Source organism: Telluria sp. AIW5, assembly GCF_056680575.1.
The window spans coordinates 2,949,755-2,963,523 of record NZ_CM155289.1; the positions used below are offsets into that span (position 1 = coordinate 2,949,755).

The 13,769-nt window shown below is 66.2% G+C and carries 15 protein-coding genes; 6 read left to right on the plus strand and 9 right to left on the minus strand.

The window, feature by feature from the left end:
- Positions 1–19: 19 nt before the first annotated feature.
- On the plus strand, positions 20–1,216 hold the full coding sequence (senA, locus tag AC1MEM_RS13045) for a selenoneine synthase SenA (RefSeq protein WP_499470994.1): 1,197 nt from the start codon (positions 20–22) through the stop codon (positions 1,214–1,216).
- 273 nt (positions 1,217–1,489) lie between these two features.
- Entirely contained in the window at positions 1,490–2,311 is an 822-nt protein-coding gene (locus AC1MEM_RS13050) for an alpha/beta fold hydrolase (protein WP_499470995.1), read from the plus strand.
- A 9-nt stretch (positions 2,312–2,320) separates the two neighbouring features.
- Here the strand turns inward: AC1MEM_RS13050 and AC1MEM_RS13055 are convergent, their stop codons facing one another.
- From AC1MEM_RS13055 to AC1MEM_RS13075, 5 genes are all read right to left on the minus strand, one after another.
- A complete protein-coding gene (locus AC1MEM_RS13055) occupies positions 2,321–3,523 on the minus strand; it encodes an MFS transporter (protein ID WP_499470996.1) in 1,203 nt (400 codons plus the stop codon).
- Positions 3,523–4,572: an NAD(P)-dependent alcohol dehydrogenase gene (locus AC1MEM_RS13060; protein ID WP_499470998.1), complete on the minus strand. Its 1,050-nt coding sequence runs from the start codon at positions 4,570–4,572 to the stop codon at positions 3,523–3,525. Before AC1MEM_RS13060 ends, AC1MEM_RS13055 begins: the two co-directional genes overlap by 1 nt.
- Positions 4,573–4,839: 267 nt before the next feature.
- Complete coding sequence (locus AC1MEM_RS13065; protein ID WP_499471000.1) at positions 4,840–5,205, minus strand: c-type cytochrome; 366 nt, start codon at positions 5,203–5,205, stop codon at positions 4,840–4,842.
- Positions 5,198–6,967 carry a GMC family oxidoreductase gene (locus AC1MEM_RS13070; protein WP_499471002.1) on the minus strand — a complete coding sequence of 590 codons (1,770 nt, stop codon included), beginning with the start codon at positions 6,965–6,967 and terminating at the stop codon, positions 5,198–5,200. The genes AC1MEM_RS13065 and AC1MEM_RS13070 overlap by 8 nt, the downstream gene beginning before the upstream one ends.
- Before the next feature lie 15 nt (positions 6,968–6,982).
- Positions 6,983–7,723 (minus strand): gluconate 2-dehydrogenase subunit 3 family protein, encoded by a 741-nt coding sequence (locus AC1MEM_RS13075; RefSeq protein ID WP_499471004.1) that lies wholly within the window; start codon positions 7,721–7,723, stop codon positions 6,983–6,985.
- Between the two features lie 282 nt (positions 7,724–8,005).
- On the opposite strand from AC1MEM_RS13075, the gene AC1MEM_RS13080 reads away from it, so the two are divergent.
- Both AC1MEM_RS13080 and AC1MEM_RS13085 read left to right on the plus strand, forming a co-directional pair.
- Positions 8,006–9,673, plus strand: a complete 1,668-nt coding sequence (locus tag AC1MEM_RS13080; protein ID WP_499471006.1) for a methyl-accepting chemotaxis protein — start codon at positions 8,006–8,008, stop codon at positions 9,671–9,673.
- 327 nt (positions 9,674–10,000) lie between these two features.
- Positions 10,001–10,447: an FKBP-type peptidyl-prolyl cis-trans isomerase gene (locus AC1MEM_RS13085; RefSeq protein WP_499471008.1), complete on the plus strand. Its 447-nt coding sequence runs from the start codon at positions 10,001–10,003 to the stop codon at positions 10,445–10,447.
- Between the two features lie 79 nt (positions 10,448–10,526).
- On the opposite strand, the gene AC1MEM_RS13090 is transcribed toward AC1MEM_RS13085, so the two are convergent.
- The 4 genes from AC1MEM_RS13090 to AC1MEM_RS13105 all read right to left on the minus strand — a co-directional run bounded on the left by AC1MEM_RS13090 (position 10,527) and on the right by AC1MEM_RS13105 (position 12,558).
- Positions 10,527–11,234, minus strand: a complete 708-nt coding sequence (locus tag AC1MEM_RS13090; RefSeq protein ID WP_499471010.1) for an RNA polymerase sigma factor — start codon at positions 11,232–11,234, stop codon at positions 10,527–10,529.
- Between the two features lie 11 nt (positions 11,235–11,245).
- Positions 11,246–11,590 carry a plastocyanin/azurin family copper-binding protein gene (locus AC1MEM_RS13095; protein WP_499471012.1) on the minus strand — a complete coding sequence of 115 codons (345 nt, stop codon included), beginning with the start codon at positions 11,588–11,590 and terminating at the stop codon, positions 11,246–11,248.
- A gap of 10 nt (positions 11,591–11,600) precedes the next feature.
- A complete protein-coding gene (locus tag AC1MEM_RS13100; RefSeq protein ID WP_499471014.1) occupies positions 11,601–12,131 on the minus strand; it encodes a DUF4142 domain-containing protein in 531 nt (176 codons plus the stop codon).
- A 76-nt stretch (positions 12,132–12,207) separates the two neighbouring features.
- A complete protein-coding gene (locus AC1MEM_RS13105; RefSeq protein WP_499471016.1) occupies positions 12,208–12,558 on the minus strand; it encodes a DUF3147 family protein in 351 nt (116 codons plus the stop codon).
- Positions 12,559–12,638: 80 nt separating this feature from the next.
- On the opposite strand from AC1MEM_RS13105, the gene AC1MEM_RS13110 reads away from it, so the two are divergent.
- Together AC1MEM_RS13110 and AC1MEM_RS13115 are read left to right on the plus strand one after the other, a co-directional pair.
- Positions 12,639–13,532 (plus strand): alpha/beta fold hydrolase, encoded by an 894-nt coding sequence (locus tag AC1MEM_RS13110; RefSeq protein WP_499471018.1) that lies wholly within the window; start codon positions 12,639–12,641, stop codon positions 13,530–13,532.
- Between the two features lie 79 nt (positions 13,533–13,611).
- A complete protein-coding gene (locus AC1MEM_RS13115; protein ID WP_499471020.1) occupies positions 13,612–13,746 on the plus strand; it encodes a PEP-CTERM sorting domain-containing protein in 135 nt (44 codons plus the stop codon).
- The last annotated feature ends 23 nt before the right edge of the window (positions 13,747–13,769 follow it).

Sequence of the window (13,769 nt, forward strand, 5' to 3'; positions counted from 1 at the left end):
TAAACCGTACAATGGATGCATGACAGAAGACCATGCATCCTTCCGCCGGTTGGGGCCGGGCGCGCTGGACCGCGCATTGCAGGATGCGCGGCGACATACGCTGGCCCTGTTCGACGCGCTGGCGGCCGCCGGCTACGACCAGGCGGCGCGGGTGCCGCGCCTTCCCATCCTGAACCCGCCGCTGTGGGAACTGGGGCATACCGCCTGGTTTGCCGAATGGTTCGTCCTGCGCGAGGCCGCCGGCAGTGCGCCGGGTGAGGCCATCGGCCCTGCGCTGCTCGCGCAGGCCGACGACTGGTTCGATTCGAACATGGTAGCCCACGACAGGCGCTGGGCGCTCGACCTGCCGGCGCCGGGCGCGCTCAAGACCTACTGCGGCGACGTGCTGGACCAGGTCCGCGAGCGGCTGGCGCGCACGGGCAAGGACGACGCGGCCCTCTATCCATTTCGCCTGGTGCTGGCGCACGAAGACATGCATGGCGAAGCCCTGCTGGCCACCTTGCAGACGCTGGGCGTGGCGCCGCCGGCCTCCGGCGCAGCTATGCGCGAGACCCGGGCGACAGGCGCGATTGCCTTCGCCGGGGGCAGTTTTGTTCGCGGCGGCGACCAGTCGCGCGGCTTCGTGTTCGATAACGAAAGGCCGGCGTCGGTGTGCCGCGTCGCGCCGTTCGCGATCGACGCCGGCCTGGTGACGAATGCCGCCTGGCTCGACTTCATGCGCGATGGCGGCTATCGGCGCCCCGAATATTGGAGCGAGGCCGGACGTGGATGGCTGATCGAACAGAAGCGCTCGGCGCCGCGCTACTGGCAGCCGGAAGGGGAGGGCGGCTGGATCACCGTCCGCTTCGGACGACCGACCGGGCTCGATCCCGCCGAGCCGGTGCGCCACGTGAGCCTGCACGAGGCCGAGGCCTGGTGCAACTGGGCCGGCCGACGCCTGCCGCGTGAAGAGGAGTGGGAGTTCGCGGCAGCCTCTGGCCAGCCCGGCTTCAGCTGGGGCCAGTTGTGGGAATGGACGGCGTCGCCCTTCCTGCCCTGGGACGGTTTCACCGCGGACCGCTACCGCGAGTATTCAGCGCCATCGTTCGGCACCCGCCAGACCTTGCGCGGCGCCTCGTTCGCAACGCCGATGCGCCTGCGCTCTCCCCATTTCCGCAATTTTTATGCGCCCGGGCGCGACGACATCTTCGTGGGCTTTCGTAGCTGCGCGCCCTGACGCCGCGCTTCAAAGCGCGCCCGGATCCGTCGCGCACCGTAGGGTGGGCATCGGCTCGCGATGAACAGCCGGCATGCAATGACGTGAACGTGCGCCCGGATCCGTCGTGCACCGTAGGGTGGGCATGCCCACGCGGTCGCAGGTGCGCGCACCGTAACGCTTCGGTGCACGTCTGCTATGCTGACACGCCGGCATCAGCGCCGGCGCCTGCATCCGCACGCATCGTCGAGCGGATGGCAGGCCTTGGCCATGCACGTTGAAGAACGGATTTTTATGACGCCGACCCCTCATTCGCACGTCGATTTCGCGGACCATTGGGTCATGCACGAGCAGCGGCGGATCTTCGTCCGCGTCTGGACCGATTCCGTGGCGCAGCCGCCAGACAAGCTGGCGCCAATCGTCCTGCTGCACGACTCGCTCGGCAGCGTCGCCTTGTGGCGCGACTTTCCCGCGCGGCTGGCCGCAGGCAGCGGGCGTACGGTGATCGCCTACGATCGCCTGGGCTTTGGAGAATCCGATCCGCGCTCCGACGTGCTGACGCCGTCCTTCATCGCCGACGAATCCGACACCTGGTTTCCGGCCGTCCGCGAACAGCTCGGTTTTCAACAGTTCGTCGCCTTCGGCCACAGTGTCGGCGGCGCCATGGCCATCCACTGCGCGGCGCGCTTCCCGCACGATTGCGAGGCGCTCATCACCGTGTCGGCCCAGGTATTCGCGGAGGAGACGACCCTCGACGGCATCCGGGCAGCCAGGGAGCAGTTTGCCGACGGCGAGCAGCTGGGCAGGCTCGCAAAATACCACGGCAGCAAAGCGCAGTGGGTACTCGACGCGTGGACGGGCACCTGGCTGTCGCCGCGCTTCGCCTCGTGGACGCTGGTCGATACGCTCGCACGGGTCAGCGTGCGGACCCTGGCCATCCATGGCAGCGACGACGAATACGGCACGACACGCCATCCGGCCCTGATCGCCGAATGGAGCGATGCCGATGTCAGGGTCGAGATCGTCCCGGACACGCATCACCTGCCGCACCGCGAGCAGCCGGACAAGGTGGTGCGGCTGGTCTGCGACTTTCTTGGCGCAGGACCCGCCGCTTAGCCGGGTGTGTCAGGCCCGGACGCCGGCGCGCCGCGCCGCGCGTGCCGCCAGCAGCGCCAGGCCGGCCGCCGCCACCAGCACCACGGCGCTCGCGCTGAAGGTCGCGCGGTAGCCGAAGCCGTCGAACAGGATGCCGCCCACGGTCGCGCCCAGTGCAATGGCCAGCTGCACCACCGCCACCATCAGCCCGCCGCCGGCCTCGGCGTCGTGCGGCAGCGTTTTCGCGAGCCAGGTCCACCAGCCGACCGGCGCCGCCGTGCCGACCAAGCCCCAGACTGCGAGGAGCACGGCGGTGACGAAAGGCGAGGCGCCAAACACCATCAGGGCCAGCGCGATTCCCGCCATGAGCAGCGGGATCACGATCAGCGTCCTGTACAGGCCATCCTTGAGCAGCGACCCGATCACCGTGGTGCCGATGAATCCGGCCACGCCGATCACGAGCAGCATCACGGACGTCGTCGCCGCACGCGCATGCGTCACCGTCTCGAGGAAGGGACGCAGGTAAGTAAACAGCGCGAACTGCCCCATGAAGAACAGGCTGACCGCGACCATGCCGAGTGCGACTTCAGGCCGTTTGAACAGCGTGAACACGTTGCTACTCCGCTGCGTGCGTTCCGCCGGCATGGCGGGCAGGCTGACCCACTTCCAGGCCAGCGCAAGCGCCGCCACCGGAATCAGGGCGAAGAAGGCGCCGCGCCAGCCGACGATCGCACCGAGGAAGCTGCCCAGCGGCGCCGCGACGACGGTCGCCAGGGCATTGCCGCCGTTGACGATGGCCAGCGCTTTCGGGACCTGGCTTGATGGCACCAGGCGCATGGCGGTAGCCGCCGACATCGACCAGAAGCCACCGATCGCCACGCCGATGAAGGCGCGGCCGGCCATGAAGCTCCAGTAGTTCGGCGCAAAGGCGGCGATGCTGCCGGAGACGATCATCAACAGCGTCAACGCCAGCAAGAGCAGCTTGCGGTCGATCTTCCCCGCAAGCGAAGACAGCGACAGGCTGGTCGCCAGCGCAAAGGCGCCGGAGACCGCGATCGATTGCCCGGCCTGGCCTTCGGTGACGTGGAGGTCGGATGCGATCGAGGTCAGCAGGCTGACCGGCATGAACTCCGAGGCGACCAGCGCAAAGGCGCCGAGCGAAAGGGCGAACACGCCCCCCCAGGCGGCCGGCAGGCCGGCGCTGCCCGGGTTGCTTGAGACAGGTGCCTGCATCAGTGTCCGAGGGTCGCGCTGTCGATGACGAAGCGATACTTGACGTCGCCCTTGAGCATGCGCTCGTAGGCGGCGTTGATCTCGTCGGCCCGGATCATTTCGATGTCGGCGACGATGCCGTGTTCGGCGCAAAAGTCGAGCATTTCCTGGGTCTCGGGAATCCCGCCGATCATCGAACCGGCCAGCGAACGGCGCTTCATGATCAGGTTGAACACCTGCGGCGACGGGTGCGGCGAGGACGGCGCACCGACCAGCACCATGGTGCCGTCGCGCTTCAGGAGCGTCAGGAAGGCATCGAGGTCGTGCGGCGCTGCCACCGTGTTGATGATCAGGTCCAGGCCCTGCGCCTGCGCGGCCATGGCGTTCGCATCGCGCGAGACGACGACTTCATGGGCGCCCAGCGCTTCCGCATCCTGGCGCTTGTTTTCCGAGGTCGTGAAGGCGACCACGTGGGCGCCCATCGCACGGGCCAGCTTGATGCCCATGTGACCGAGGCCGCCGATGCCGACGATGCCGACACGCTTGCCCGGACCGGCCTTCCAGTGGCGCAGCGGGGAATAGGTGGTGATGCCGGCGCACAGCAGCGGCGCGACGGCGGCCAGCTGTTCTTCCGGGTGCGTCACGCGCAGCACGAAGCGCTCGTTGACGACGATCTGCTCGGAGTAGCCGCCCAGCGTGTGGCCGGGGGCGTCGGCGGTGGGGCCGTTGTAGGTGCCGACCATGGCGTCGCAGTAGTTTTCCAGGCCGTCTTCGCAATCGGCGCAATGCTTGCAGCTGTCGACCATGCAGCCGACGCCGACCAGGTCGCCGACCCGGTATTTGGTCACGTGCGTGCCGGTGGCGGACACGCGGCCGACGATTTCGTGGCCCGGCACGCAGGGGAAGAGGGTGCCGGCCCATTCGGCGCGCACCTGGTGCAGGTCGGAGTGGCAGACGCCGCAATAGGCGATGTCGATCTGCACGTCGTGCTGGCCCGGCGCGCGGCGGGTGATGTCCATCGATTCGAGTGGTTTGTCGGCGGCGTGGGCGCCGTAGGCTTTGACGGTCATGGTTTTCCTTTGGGAGAGTTGCACCACGTTGCAGGCGTGGCGGGACAGGCGGCCATGTTAAGGGCAAACCGTGGGGGAAAACGGGGCGGGGATTGCTTGGGCTTATGAATGCCCTTCATGAATGGAGGGGGTGTTTCAGATTATGGATTACTGAACGGGGGCGTGGGTGGCCCTGTGTGTCGCGCCTGCGCGCGACAGGAAAAAAGAAGGGCGGTGCCGTGAGGGACCGCCCTGTTTCATCGTTATCCTCGAAGCGTCGAGGGTAATTTACTTGCTTGCGGTTTGCAGGTACTTCACCACCGCCTTCAGCGCCGCCTCATCCGGCATGCCCGAGAAGGGCATGCGGTTGCCCGGCACCTTTTCCTGCGGTGCGCGCAGGAAGTCGGTCAGGCTCGTTTCGTCCCAGGTGATGCCGCTACGCTTCATCGGGCCCGAGAAGCGGAAGCCCGCCTCGGTGCCGGCATTGCGGCCGACGATATTGTGCAGCGACGGGCCGACGCCGTTTTCGCCCGCCTTGAGCGAGTGGCAGGCGGCGCAGGACTCGAAGCTCTTCTTGCCGAGGTCGTCGGCAGCCTGGGCGGAGCCGAAAGAGAGGGCGGCAAGGGCCGCCAGCGAACATGCCAGATTACGCATCGATGAGTTTTCCTGGATTCTTGATGTAGACGTTCTTGATGATGTCGGCCGCCATGTAGGCGATCGCGCCCACCGGGCCGGTCGGGTTGTAGGCCGAATTGTGCGGGAACAGCGAGGCGCCCATGATGAACAGGTTGTCGACTCCCCATACCTGGCCATACTTGTTGGTCACCGAGTTGCCTGGGTTGGTGCCCATGATGGTGCCGCCGGTGTTGTGGGTGCTCTGGTACACCGTCGAGTTCCACGAGTTGCGCGGCGTGGCCTTGTTCAGGTGGGTCGGGTTCATTGCCGCCGCGATCTTGTTGATCACGTCGGCCGCATGCGCCGAGATCTTGCGCTCGTTGTCGCTGTAGTCGAAGGTCATGCGCATCAGCGGCATGCCCAGGCGGTTGCGGTAGGTCGGGTCCAGGTCGAGGTAGTTGCCACGGTTCGGCATCACGCTACCGGCCGCCGCGATGTTCATCGTGCGGTCGTACCATTTTGCCGTCTCGTCTTTCCACTTGCTGCCCCAGCCCGGCGTGCCGCCAGGAACCGGGCGCCACTGGATCGGACGGCCGCCGTACATGGCCGTGCCGATGATCGAGCCGCCGACGAAGCCGAAGGGCGAACGGTCGAAGTCCCAGTTGGCGTGGAAGTCGTCGATCATCGTACTGGTGCCGGCGGTGGCCATGAACGGGTGGAAGTGCTTGTCCTCGAAGAACAGCAGGGCGCTGGCGCCGGTCTGGTAGCAGTAGTTCTTGCCGACCAGGCCGCGGCCGGTGGCCGGATCGTAGGCTTCGCCGATGCCGGACACCAGCATCAGGTGCACGTTGTTCAGGGCATAGGCGGCCAGCACGACCATCTTCGCCGGCTGGAACACTTCTTCGCCATTGACCAGGTTGACGTAGGTGACGCCGGTCGCCTTCTTGCCCGAGGCATCGCGCTCGACGCGGGTGACCCAGGCGTTGGTGCGCAGTTCGAAGGTTTTCTGCTTCTGCGCGAACGGCAGCACCGTCATGTGGGCGCCGCCCTTGGCGTTCGATTCGCAGCCGAAGCGCTCGCAGTGGCCGCAGTACTGGCATTCGCCGAACTTGGCGCCGTCCGGGTTGGTGTAGGCCTGCGAGGCGTTCGCGGTCGGGCGCGGGAAGGCGTGGTAGCCCATCTTCGTCGCCGTGTCCTCGAACATCTGGCCCGCATAGGTCTTGATCACCGGCGGCAGCGGGTAATCATGCGAGCGCGGCGATTCGAAGACGTTGCCTCCAGCGATCTTCTTGCCCTTGATGTTGCCGGCCTTGCCGGAGATGCCGGCGGTCTTTTCGAACTTGTCGTAGTACTTTTCCAGTTCCTTGTACGTGACGCCCCAGTCCTGGATCGTCATGTCTTCCGGGATGTACTTCTTGCCGTACTTTTCCTCGTAGCGGGTGCGGATCTTGAATTCGTTGTCGTCCCAGCGCCAGGTGTGGCCGTTCCAGTGCGTCGATGCGCCGCCGACGCCGGTGCCCATCAGGTAGGAACCCAGGCGGCGGTAGGGCAGCGCGGTTTCCTTGCCGTTGTTGCGGATGGTTTCGGTCTGGTCGACCGTGTTGACCATCATGCCGTTACGGATGCCGAGCGCCAGTTCGTCGCGCATGCGCGGGACGGTAAAGTCTTCCGACGAGCTCTGCGGACCGCCACGCTCGAGGCAGACGACCGTCATGCCGGCTTCCGAGAATTCCTTGCCCAGGATGCCGCCGGTCCAGCCAGCGCCGACCAGCACGACATCCACTTCCTTCATTGTTTTCATTGTGCTTCCGTTTAGTTAGCTCAGGTCGGCGATGCTCACCGGTTCCGGACGATAAGGCTTGTTCATGAACTTGACGATGTTCAGCTTGTTGGTCGTGTTCACGCCCGGGTAGCCGATCATCTTCCACGCCATCTTGTTGCGGTTACCGCCATAGATCGGATCGGCAAACATCGATTCGTAAAACATCTGCAGCAGCTGCGCGAAATAGGTCTTCGCAGGGACGCCGTTCGGCAGTGCGATCTTGCCGGCTTGCAGGTCCTTGAGCAGCTGCTCGCGGACCTCGGGCGCCAGCGCGTCGAAGGGCTTCCTGAAGGTGGCCTGGCAGTAGTCGGCCAGTCCCTCGGTACCGGCGCGGAACAGGGCGGCCGGCGTCATGCCGAGCTGATAGCCCTGGTTGGCGCTGCCGTTCTTGAACGGGCCTTGCAGGTAGAGGCGGTCGCCCTGGCCCCAGTTGCCGGCCAGCGCGCGGTCGAAGTAGACGTTCAGGCCCAGGTCGACGCCGTTGGGCGTGAGCTTGTCGGCCGGGCACATGTGGTTGACCAGTGCCTCGACGAACGCCTGTTCGCCCGGCCTGAGCCATTCATAGCCGGCCGGCGCATCGGTAGAGGGTGTGGGCGCGGCCGTGGCCGGTGCCGGTGCCGCGCCTGCCTGGGCCTGGGCGGCAAGCGGGATGGCCGCGGTCGCGGCGCCGGCGGCGCCGACGAGGGACTTGATCAGGAAGGCGCGGCGCGGCTTCGGTTGAGTGGAATCGGTCATTGTTGGTGGTTTCTGTAAAAACGGGGGACATGCCGGCTGCCGGCGCCAGTCAGGCGCCGCTGCGAGATGCGTATTTATGAAATCTCAAAAGGCCAGATGAAACAAACTTGCCGTGCGGAATCTTAAACCGGTTTTGTGCCTTACTGCATCAACTGTTGCGCAGATGACGCACATCTTGATTTGTGTTGCTATGGGGAAATTAATGCGGCATATTGTGCCCGTCAATCGACGCCCGGATGCATTCAGAATTGAACAGCCGCAAAAGCTGCGTATAGGTCAGAAATGAAAAACTTGAATATTGGTAAGAAAATTGCCCTTGTCTTTACGATCGTCCTGTTGATGTCGATCGCTATTACAGGCATCGGCCTTTGGCAACTGAACAAGATCACGGCGTCGACCAAGGAGCTGATGGCGCTGCCGCTGGCCAAGGAACGCCTGGTGAGCGACTGGTACCGCACCATTTATGGCGGCTCGCGCCGCACGCTGGCGATCGCAAAAAGCAGCGACAACTCGCTCGTCGCCTTCTTCGCCGAAGATTCCGCGGCCGGCAGCAAGGAAGCCGGCGAGCTCCTGAAAAAGGTGAAGGAACTGCTGACTTCGCCGGAAGAAGAGAAACTGCTGAAGGAGATCTCGGCAGCCCGCGATTTCTACAATGTCCAGAAGGCCGCGGTATCCAAGGCCAAGGAAGCGAATGACGCCGATACGGCCAACAGCATCCTGCAAGACAAGTTCACTCCCGCCTCGAACAAATACCAGGGCCTGCTGCGCGACCTGGTCGACATGCAGCGCAAGGCCATCGACGACAACGCCGCCAGGATCGATGAGGCCGCCGCGACCAGCCTGCGCCTGCAAACGCTGCTGATCGCCCTGCTGGCGGTGCTGGTGGCGGTGTGCGGCGCGACCCTGCGCAGCAGCATCGTCAAGCCGCTCCAGCTGGCGATCGACGTCGCGCGCCGGGTGGCCAGGGGCGACCTGACGGCCGACATCCAGGTCAATAGCCGCGACGAGGCCGGCCAGCTGCTGCAGGCGCTGCGCGAGATGAACGATGCGCTGCGCTCCCTGGTGACCAACGTGATGCAGGGCGCCGGCACCATTGCCCATGCATCGGACGAGATCGCCGCCGGCAACCTCGAGCTGTCCTCGCGCACCGAACAGCAGGCCAGCTCGCTGGAAGAAACGGCATCCTCGATGGAAGAGCTGACCTCGACCGTCAAGCAGACCTCGGACAACGCCCGCCAGGCCAACCAGCTGGCCGGCTCGGCCAGCGACGTCGCCGCCAAGGGCGGGACCGTGGTGCGCCAGGTGATCGACACCATGGGCCAGATTTCCGCGTCGTCCAGGAAGATCGTCGACATCATCGGCGTGATCGACGGCATCGCGTTCCAGACGAATATCCTGGCCCTGAATGCCGCGGTCGAGGCGGCGCGTGCGGGCGAACAGGGCCGCGGTTTCGCCGTGGTCGCCGCCGAGGTGCGCAGCCTGGCCCAGCGTTCGGCTGCGGCAGCGAAGGAAATCAAGGGCCTGATCGACGCTTCCGTGTCGAATGTCGCGGCCGGCAGCGTGCTGGTGGGAGAGGCCGGCACGACGATGGAAGAGATCGTCGACGGCATCCGCCGCGTGGCCGACATCATGGGCGAGATCAGCGCAGCGACGGGCGAGCAGACGCTGGGTATCGAGCAGATCAACGAAGCGATCAGCCAGATGGACCAGACCACCCAGCAGAACGCCTCGCTGGTCGAGGAGGCCGCGGCCGCGTCCGAAACCCTGCAGCGCCAGGCCGGCGAACTGGCCGATGCCGTGCGCGTGTTCAAGCTGGACGGCATGCCGCCGGCGCCTGCCGCCGCCCCGGCGCGGGCGGCCGCGCCCGCGCCGAGCCGCAAGGCACTCCCGCCGGTGCGCAGCGCCAGGGCGGAACCGGCCATGGCCGACGGCGGCTGGGAGACGTTCTGATCGTCGAGCCGGCATCACGGACGACACCGAAAAGCGCGGCGCTGCCGCTCATGCCGTTCAGTCAAGAAGGCCGCTTCGATTCACGTCGGAGCGGCCTTTGTTCTTGAGGACGACGCGCGGGCATGCCCGCGCGTTATGCTGGCCCGGTGCAGCGCATCCGCGCTTGACTGAACGGCATTACGGCGCGCCCGTCGGTGCACGCGCCCGGCTGCGCGCGTGCCGGTCGGTTAAGATGGTAAACAATACCGCGCCGGCTGCATGTCCCGAAGGGGCGGCATCGGCAGCGCCGTCAAGACTTTGCCCGCTTTTCAACCACCAGAACCTACGATGAAACAACTGCTTTCCTCCTGCGCCCTCGGCCTGTCCCTGACCCTCACGCTGGCCCTGGCCGGCTGCGAGCGCAACAAGGCGCCGGCCGCGGCCCCGGCCGACGCCGTGGCCATGCAAAAGATCGATACCGTGCCCGGCACCGGCAAGGAAGCGGTCGCCGGCGCCACCGCCGTCGTCAACTACACGGGCTGGCTGTACGTGCCGGGTGCGCCGCAGCAGCATGGCGCCCAGTTCGATTCCTCGATCGGGCGCGAACCCTTCAGCTTCAAGCTGGGCGCGGGCCAGGTCATCCAGGGCTGGGACGCAGGCGTGCAGGGCATGAAGGTGGGCGGCAAGCGCACCCTGATCGTACCGGCAAGCATGGGCTACGGCCAGAACGGCGCCGGCCCGATTCCGCCGAACGCCAACCTGGTGTTCGACGTCGAGCTGCTCGACGTACGCTAAAGAACGCCCGGCAAAAGCGCGTGCCGGGACTGGGGCAATAGCGCGGTACGCTGAGGCATCCCGACTGTCCGCTATCGGGTCACGCACCCGGCAGCCGCCCCAGCACGGCCGCCACGATCCGGTCGCAGCGCTCCCCATCGAAGGAAAACGCCGAATCCACCGCGCGGTCGAAGTCGCGCGCCAGGGCTTCGCGCAGCAGCCCACGGGCGCGGAAATACTGGCTGCGCACGGTGGCCTCGGGGATGCCGAGCGCCGCCGCCGTTTCCTGCACCGACAGGTCTTCGACGGCGCGCAGCATGAACACGGTGCGCAGCTGGTCGGGCAGGGCGTCGATGCGCGCTTCGATCAGGCGCCGCGCTTCGGCCCGCAGCGCCGCATTGTCCGGCGTCTCCGGCGCAGCAATATGTACACCCGGCTCATCGCCCATGGCATCCTCCCTGTCCTCGTCGAAGCCGTTGGCACCCGGCACCAGCTCGATGATGTCGGCGCGGCGCCGCGTCTTGCGCAGGCGTCCCGTCGCTTCGTTGACGACGATGCGCGTCAGCCAGGTGGCGAGGCTGGCCTCGCCGCGAAACTGCCCGATCTTGCGGTAGGCCAGCAGGTAGGATTCCTGCACGATGTCCTCGGCCTCGGCATCGTCGCGCACGATGCTGCGCGCGGTCCGGTACAGTGCCCCGTTATGGCGCCGCATGAGTAGCTCGAAGGCGCCCGGGTCGCCGGTCGCGACCATGCTCGCCAGTTGCCCGTCGCGCGCCTGTGCCGGGTCTGCTTTCTTGTGTGCTTCCATCGACGTCTCCTCTATTTCACCACCAGCGTGGCCGTCATCGTGCGGTGCAGCGTGCACAGATAGGGATAGGCGCCTGCCTTGACGGCCTTGAAGCGCCAGCTGGCGCCGGCGGGAATCACCGGCGAACTCGGACCGCCGTTCCCGGCCATGGCGGTCGCCGTCGCAGTTGCCGTATGTGGGAACGGGTCCTTGTTGCGCCACACGACCGTGTCGCCCGGCTTCACCTCGACAGTCTGCGGGATAAAGCGCATGCCGTCGATCACGATCGTGTGCACGCTCGGGGCCGCCCGCGCCGACGGGGCGAGCGCTGCCAGCAGGGCGAGCGCGCAGCCCGCCCTGTTCAATAGGGAAACCATGGCCGCCGCCTTATTTCAGCGAGGACTGCAAGTGCTTCGCGTGCTCGAGGTGGGCCACGAAGGCCGGACGGGTCTTGACCAGCGTGTCCTTCAGCTCGGCATTTTTCGCGTTCGGGATCAGGGTCTTGTCGAGTGCGTCGATCACGGCCTGGTGGTAGATGACTTCGTGGTCGACATAGGCCTTGTCGAACTCCTTGCCCTTGAGCGCCTTCAGTTTCGCCATGTTCTCGGCGCCGCCGGACTTCAGGCTTTTACTCAGTTCGCTGTCCTGCGGCGTCACCTTCAGCCTGGTGACCAGCGCGACGGCCTGCTTGTTGACGCCCGTGTGGTCGGTCACCATCTGCTTCGCGAAGGATTTCACCTCGGCCTGTTTCGTCGTCTTTTGCGCCAGCTTGCCGGCATCGATATCGACCTGGTTGGCGGCCACGACGATGCCGGCAATCTGGGCGTCGTCAGGCGCCGTCTGGGCGAAGGCGCTGCCGCCGAGCGCGAACAGGGCGGCGATGCTGCTGGAAACTAATTTGCGGGCGAATGTGCTCATGGGATACTCCTCTGTCAGGATAAAAGTTGTGATTGCATGACATTGGATGTCGCATGGCGCGTTTGCGTTGCAGGAATCAGAGCAGCACGATCCCGAAGCGCTTCACCGCCAGCGCAAAGGCGCCGAAGCAGGCGACGGTAAGCAGGGTGCAGGCGCCCAGCGTCGGCCAGAACCCGAAGCGGCCCAGCAGCCAGGGGAAAGCGAGGAACATCGGCAGCGTCGGCACGACGTACCAGAAGGTGTACCACGCGTGATTGGCCAGCTTCGCCTGCGGCTGGTTTTCGAGGTGCAGCCACACCAGGGTCAGCAGCGTGACCATGGGCAGGGCCGCGATGAAGCCGCCGATGCGGTCGCTGCGCTTGGCCAGTTCGGACACCAGCACGACGACGGCGGCCGTGACCAGGTATTTCGTGATGATCCACTTCATCGTTTATCCTTGTTCAACATGCATGGGCAACATTATCCATGCCGGCAGCCCGCCCGCAACCAACAACAGGATCCATCAGCATGAGCACTTCCGAACTTTTCCCAGGTTTCCGCGCCGAGCGCATGACGGTCGCGCCCGGCATCGACATCCAGGCCATCGTCGGCGGCTCCGGACCGCCGCTGCTGCTCCTGCACGGCCACCCGCAAACCCACGCGATCTGGCACCGCGTGGCACCCGTGCTGGCGCAGCAGTTCACGGTCGTCGCCTGCGACCTGCGCGGCTATGGCGACTCGTCCAGGCCCGCGGGCGACCCGGACCACGCCAACTACAGCAAGCGCACGATGGCGCTCGATGTGCTCGCCGTCATGCGCGCGCTCGGCTTCGCCAGCTTCCGCGTGCTGGCCCACGACCGCGGCGCGCGCGTCGCGCATCGCCTTGCGGCCGACCATCCGCAGGCGGTTTTGAAAATGGCCCTGCTTGACATCGCGCCGACGTTGGCGATGTATGCGCAAACGAACGACACCTTCGCGCGCGCGTACTGGCACTGGTTCTTCCTGATCCAGCCCGCGCCCCTGCCGGAACGCCTGATCGAAGCCGACCCGGCCGCCTATGCGGTCGACGTCATGGGCCGCCGCAGCGGCGGCCTGAAAGTGTTCGATCCGCGCGCGCTGGCCGAATACCAGCGCTGCCTGGCGCTGCCCGGCGCCGCGCATGGACTATGCGAGGATTACCGCGCCGCCGCCGGCATCGACCTCGAACACGACCGCGCGGACCGCGACGCGGGTGCGCGCCTGACGATGCCGCTGATGGTGCTGTGGGGCGAGCAGGGCGTGGTGCACCGCTGCTTCGATCCCCTGAAGGAGTGGAAAGCCGTGGCGAACGACGTGCAAGGCGGCACGCTGCCTTGCGGGCATTACGTCGCCGAGGAGGCGCCGGAGGCCTTGCTGGAGCGGGTGCTGCCGTTTTTGTCTTAGGCCGGTGACCGCGCCGCGGCGTGCAAGCTCCCGCAAAGCCGCGCGTATCGCCCTCCATCATGTCCGACATGCGGTCTACATGAACTCGCTGATCGCGGGCCAGGCCGAGACCGGCGGCCTGAGCAACGACGTGCCGGAGCCAGGCACCGGCTTCCTGTTCGCCATCGCAATGGCTGGCGTTGCTGCCGTGCGCCGCAAGAAGGCAAGCAAGTAAGGCAAGCAAGCAAGGCACTCGCC

Bases quoted from the DNA above. Each gene is read 5' to 3' on its own strand.
- senA (WP_499470994.1), top strand. From the start codon at position 20: ATGACAGAAGACCATGCATCCTTCCGCCGGTTGGGGCCGGGCGCGCTG.
- AC1MEM_RS13050 (WP_499470995.1), top strand. From the start codon at position 1,490: ATGACGCCGACCCCTCATTCGCACGTCGATTTCGCGGACCATTGGGTC.
- AC1MEM_RS13055 (WP_499470996.1), bottom strand. From the start codon at position 3,523: ATGCAGGCACCTGTCTCAAGCAACCCGGGCAGCGCCGGCCTGCCGGCC.
- AC1MEM_RS13060 (WP_499470998.1), bottom strand. From the start codon at position 4,572: ATGACCGTCAAAGCCTACGGCGCCCACGCCGCCGACAAACCACTCGAA.
- AC1MEM_RS13065 (WP_499471000.1), bottom strand. From the start codon at position 5,205: ATGCGTAATCTGGCATGTTCGCTGGCGGCCCTTGCCGCCCTCTCTTTC.
- AC1MEM_RS13070 (WP_499471002.1), bottom strand. From the start codon at position 6,967: ATGAAAACAATGAAGGAAGTGGATGTCGTGCTGGTCGGCGCTGGCTGG.
- AC1MEM_RS13075 (WP_499471004.1), bottom strand. From the start codon at position 7,723: ATGACCGATTCCACTCAACCGAAGCCGCGCCGCGCCTTCCTGATCAAG.
- AC1MEM_RS13080 (WP_499471006.1), top strand. From the start codon at position 8,006: ATGAAAAACTTGAATATTGGTAAGAAAATTGCCCTTGTCTTTACGATC.
- AC1MEM_RS13085 (WP_499471008.1), top strand. From the start codon at position 10,001: ATGAAACAACTGCTTTCCTCCTGCGCCCTCGGCCTGTCCCTGACCCTC.
- AC1MEM_RS13090 (WP_499471010.1), bottom strand. From the start codon at position 11,234: ATGGAAGCACACAAGAAAGCAGACCCGGCACAGGCGCGCGACGGGCAA.
- AC1MEM_RS13095 (WP_499471012.1), bottom strand. From the start codon at position 11,590: ATGGTTTCCCTATTGAACAGGGCGGGCTGCGCGCTCGCCCTGCTGGCA.
- AC1MEM_RS13100 (WP_499471014.1), bottom strand. From the start codon at position 12,131: ATGAGCACATTCGCCCGCAAATTAGTTTCCAGCAGCATCGCCGCCCTG.
- AC1MEM_RS13105 (WP_499471016.1), bottom strand. From the start codon at position 12,558: ATGAAGTGGATCATCACGAAATACCTGGTCACGGCCGCCGTCGTCGTG.
- AC1MEM_RS13110 (WP_499471018.1), top strand. From the start codon at position 12,639: ATGAGCACTTCCGAACTTTTCCCAGGTTTCCGCGCCGAGCGCATGACG.
- AC1MEM_RS13115 (WP_499471020.1), top strand. From the start codon at position 13,612: ATGAACTCGCTGATCGCGGGCCAGGCCGAGACCGGCGGCCTGAGCAAC.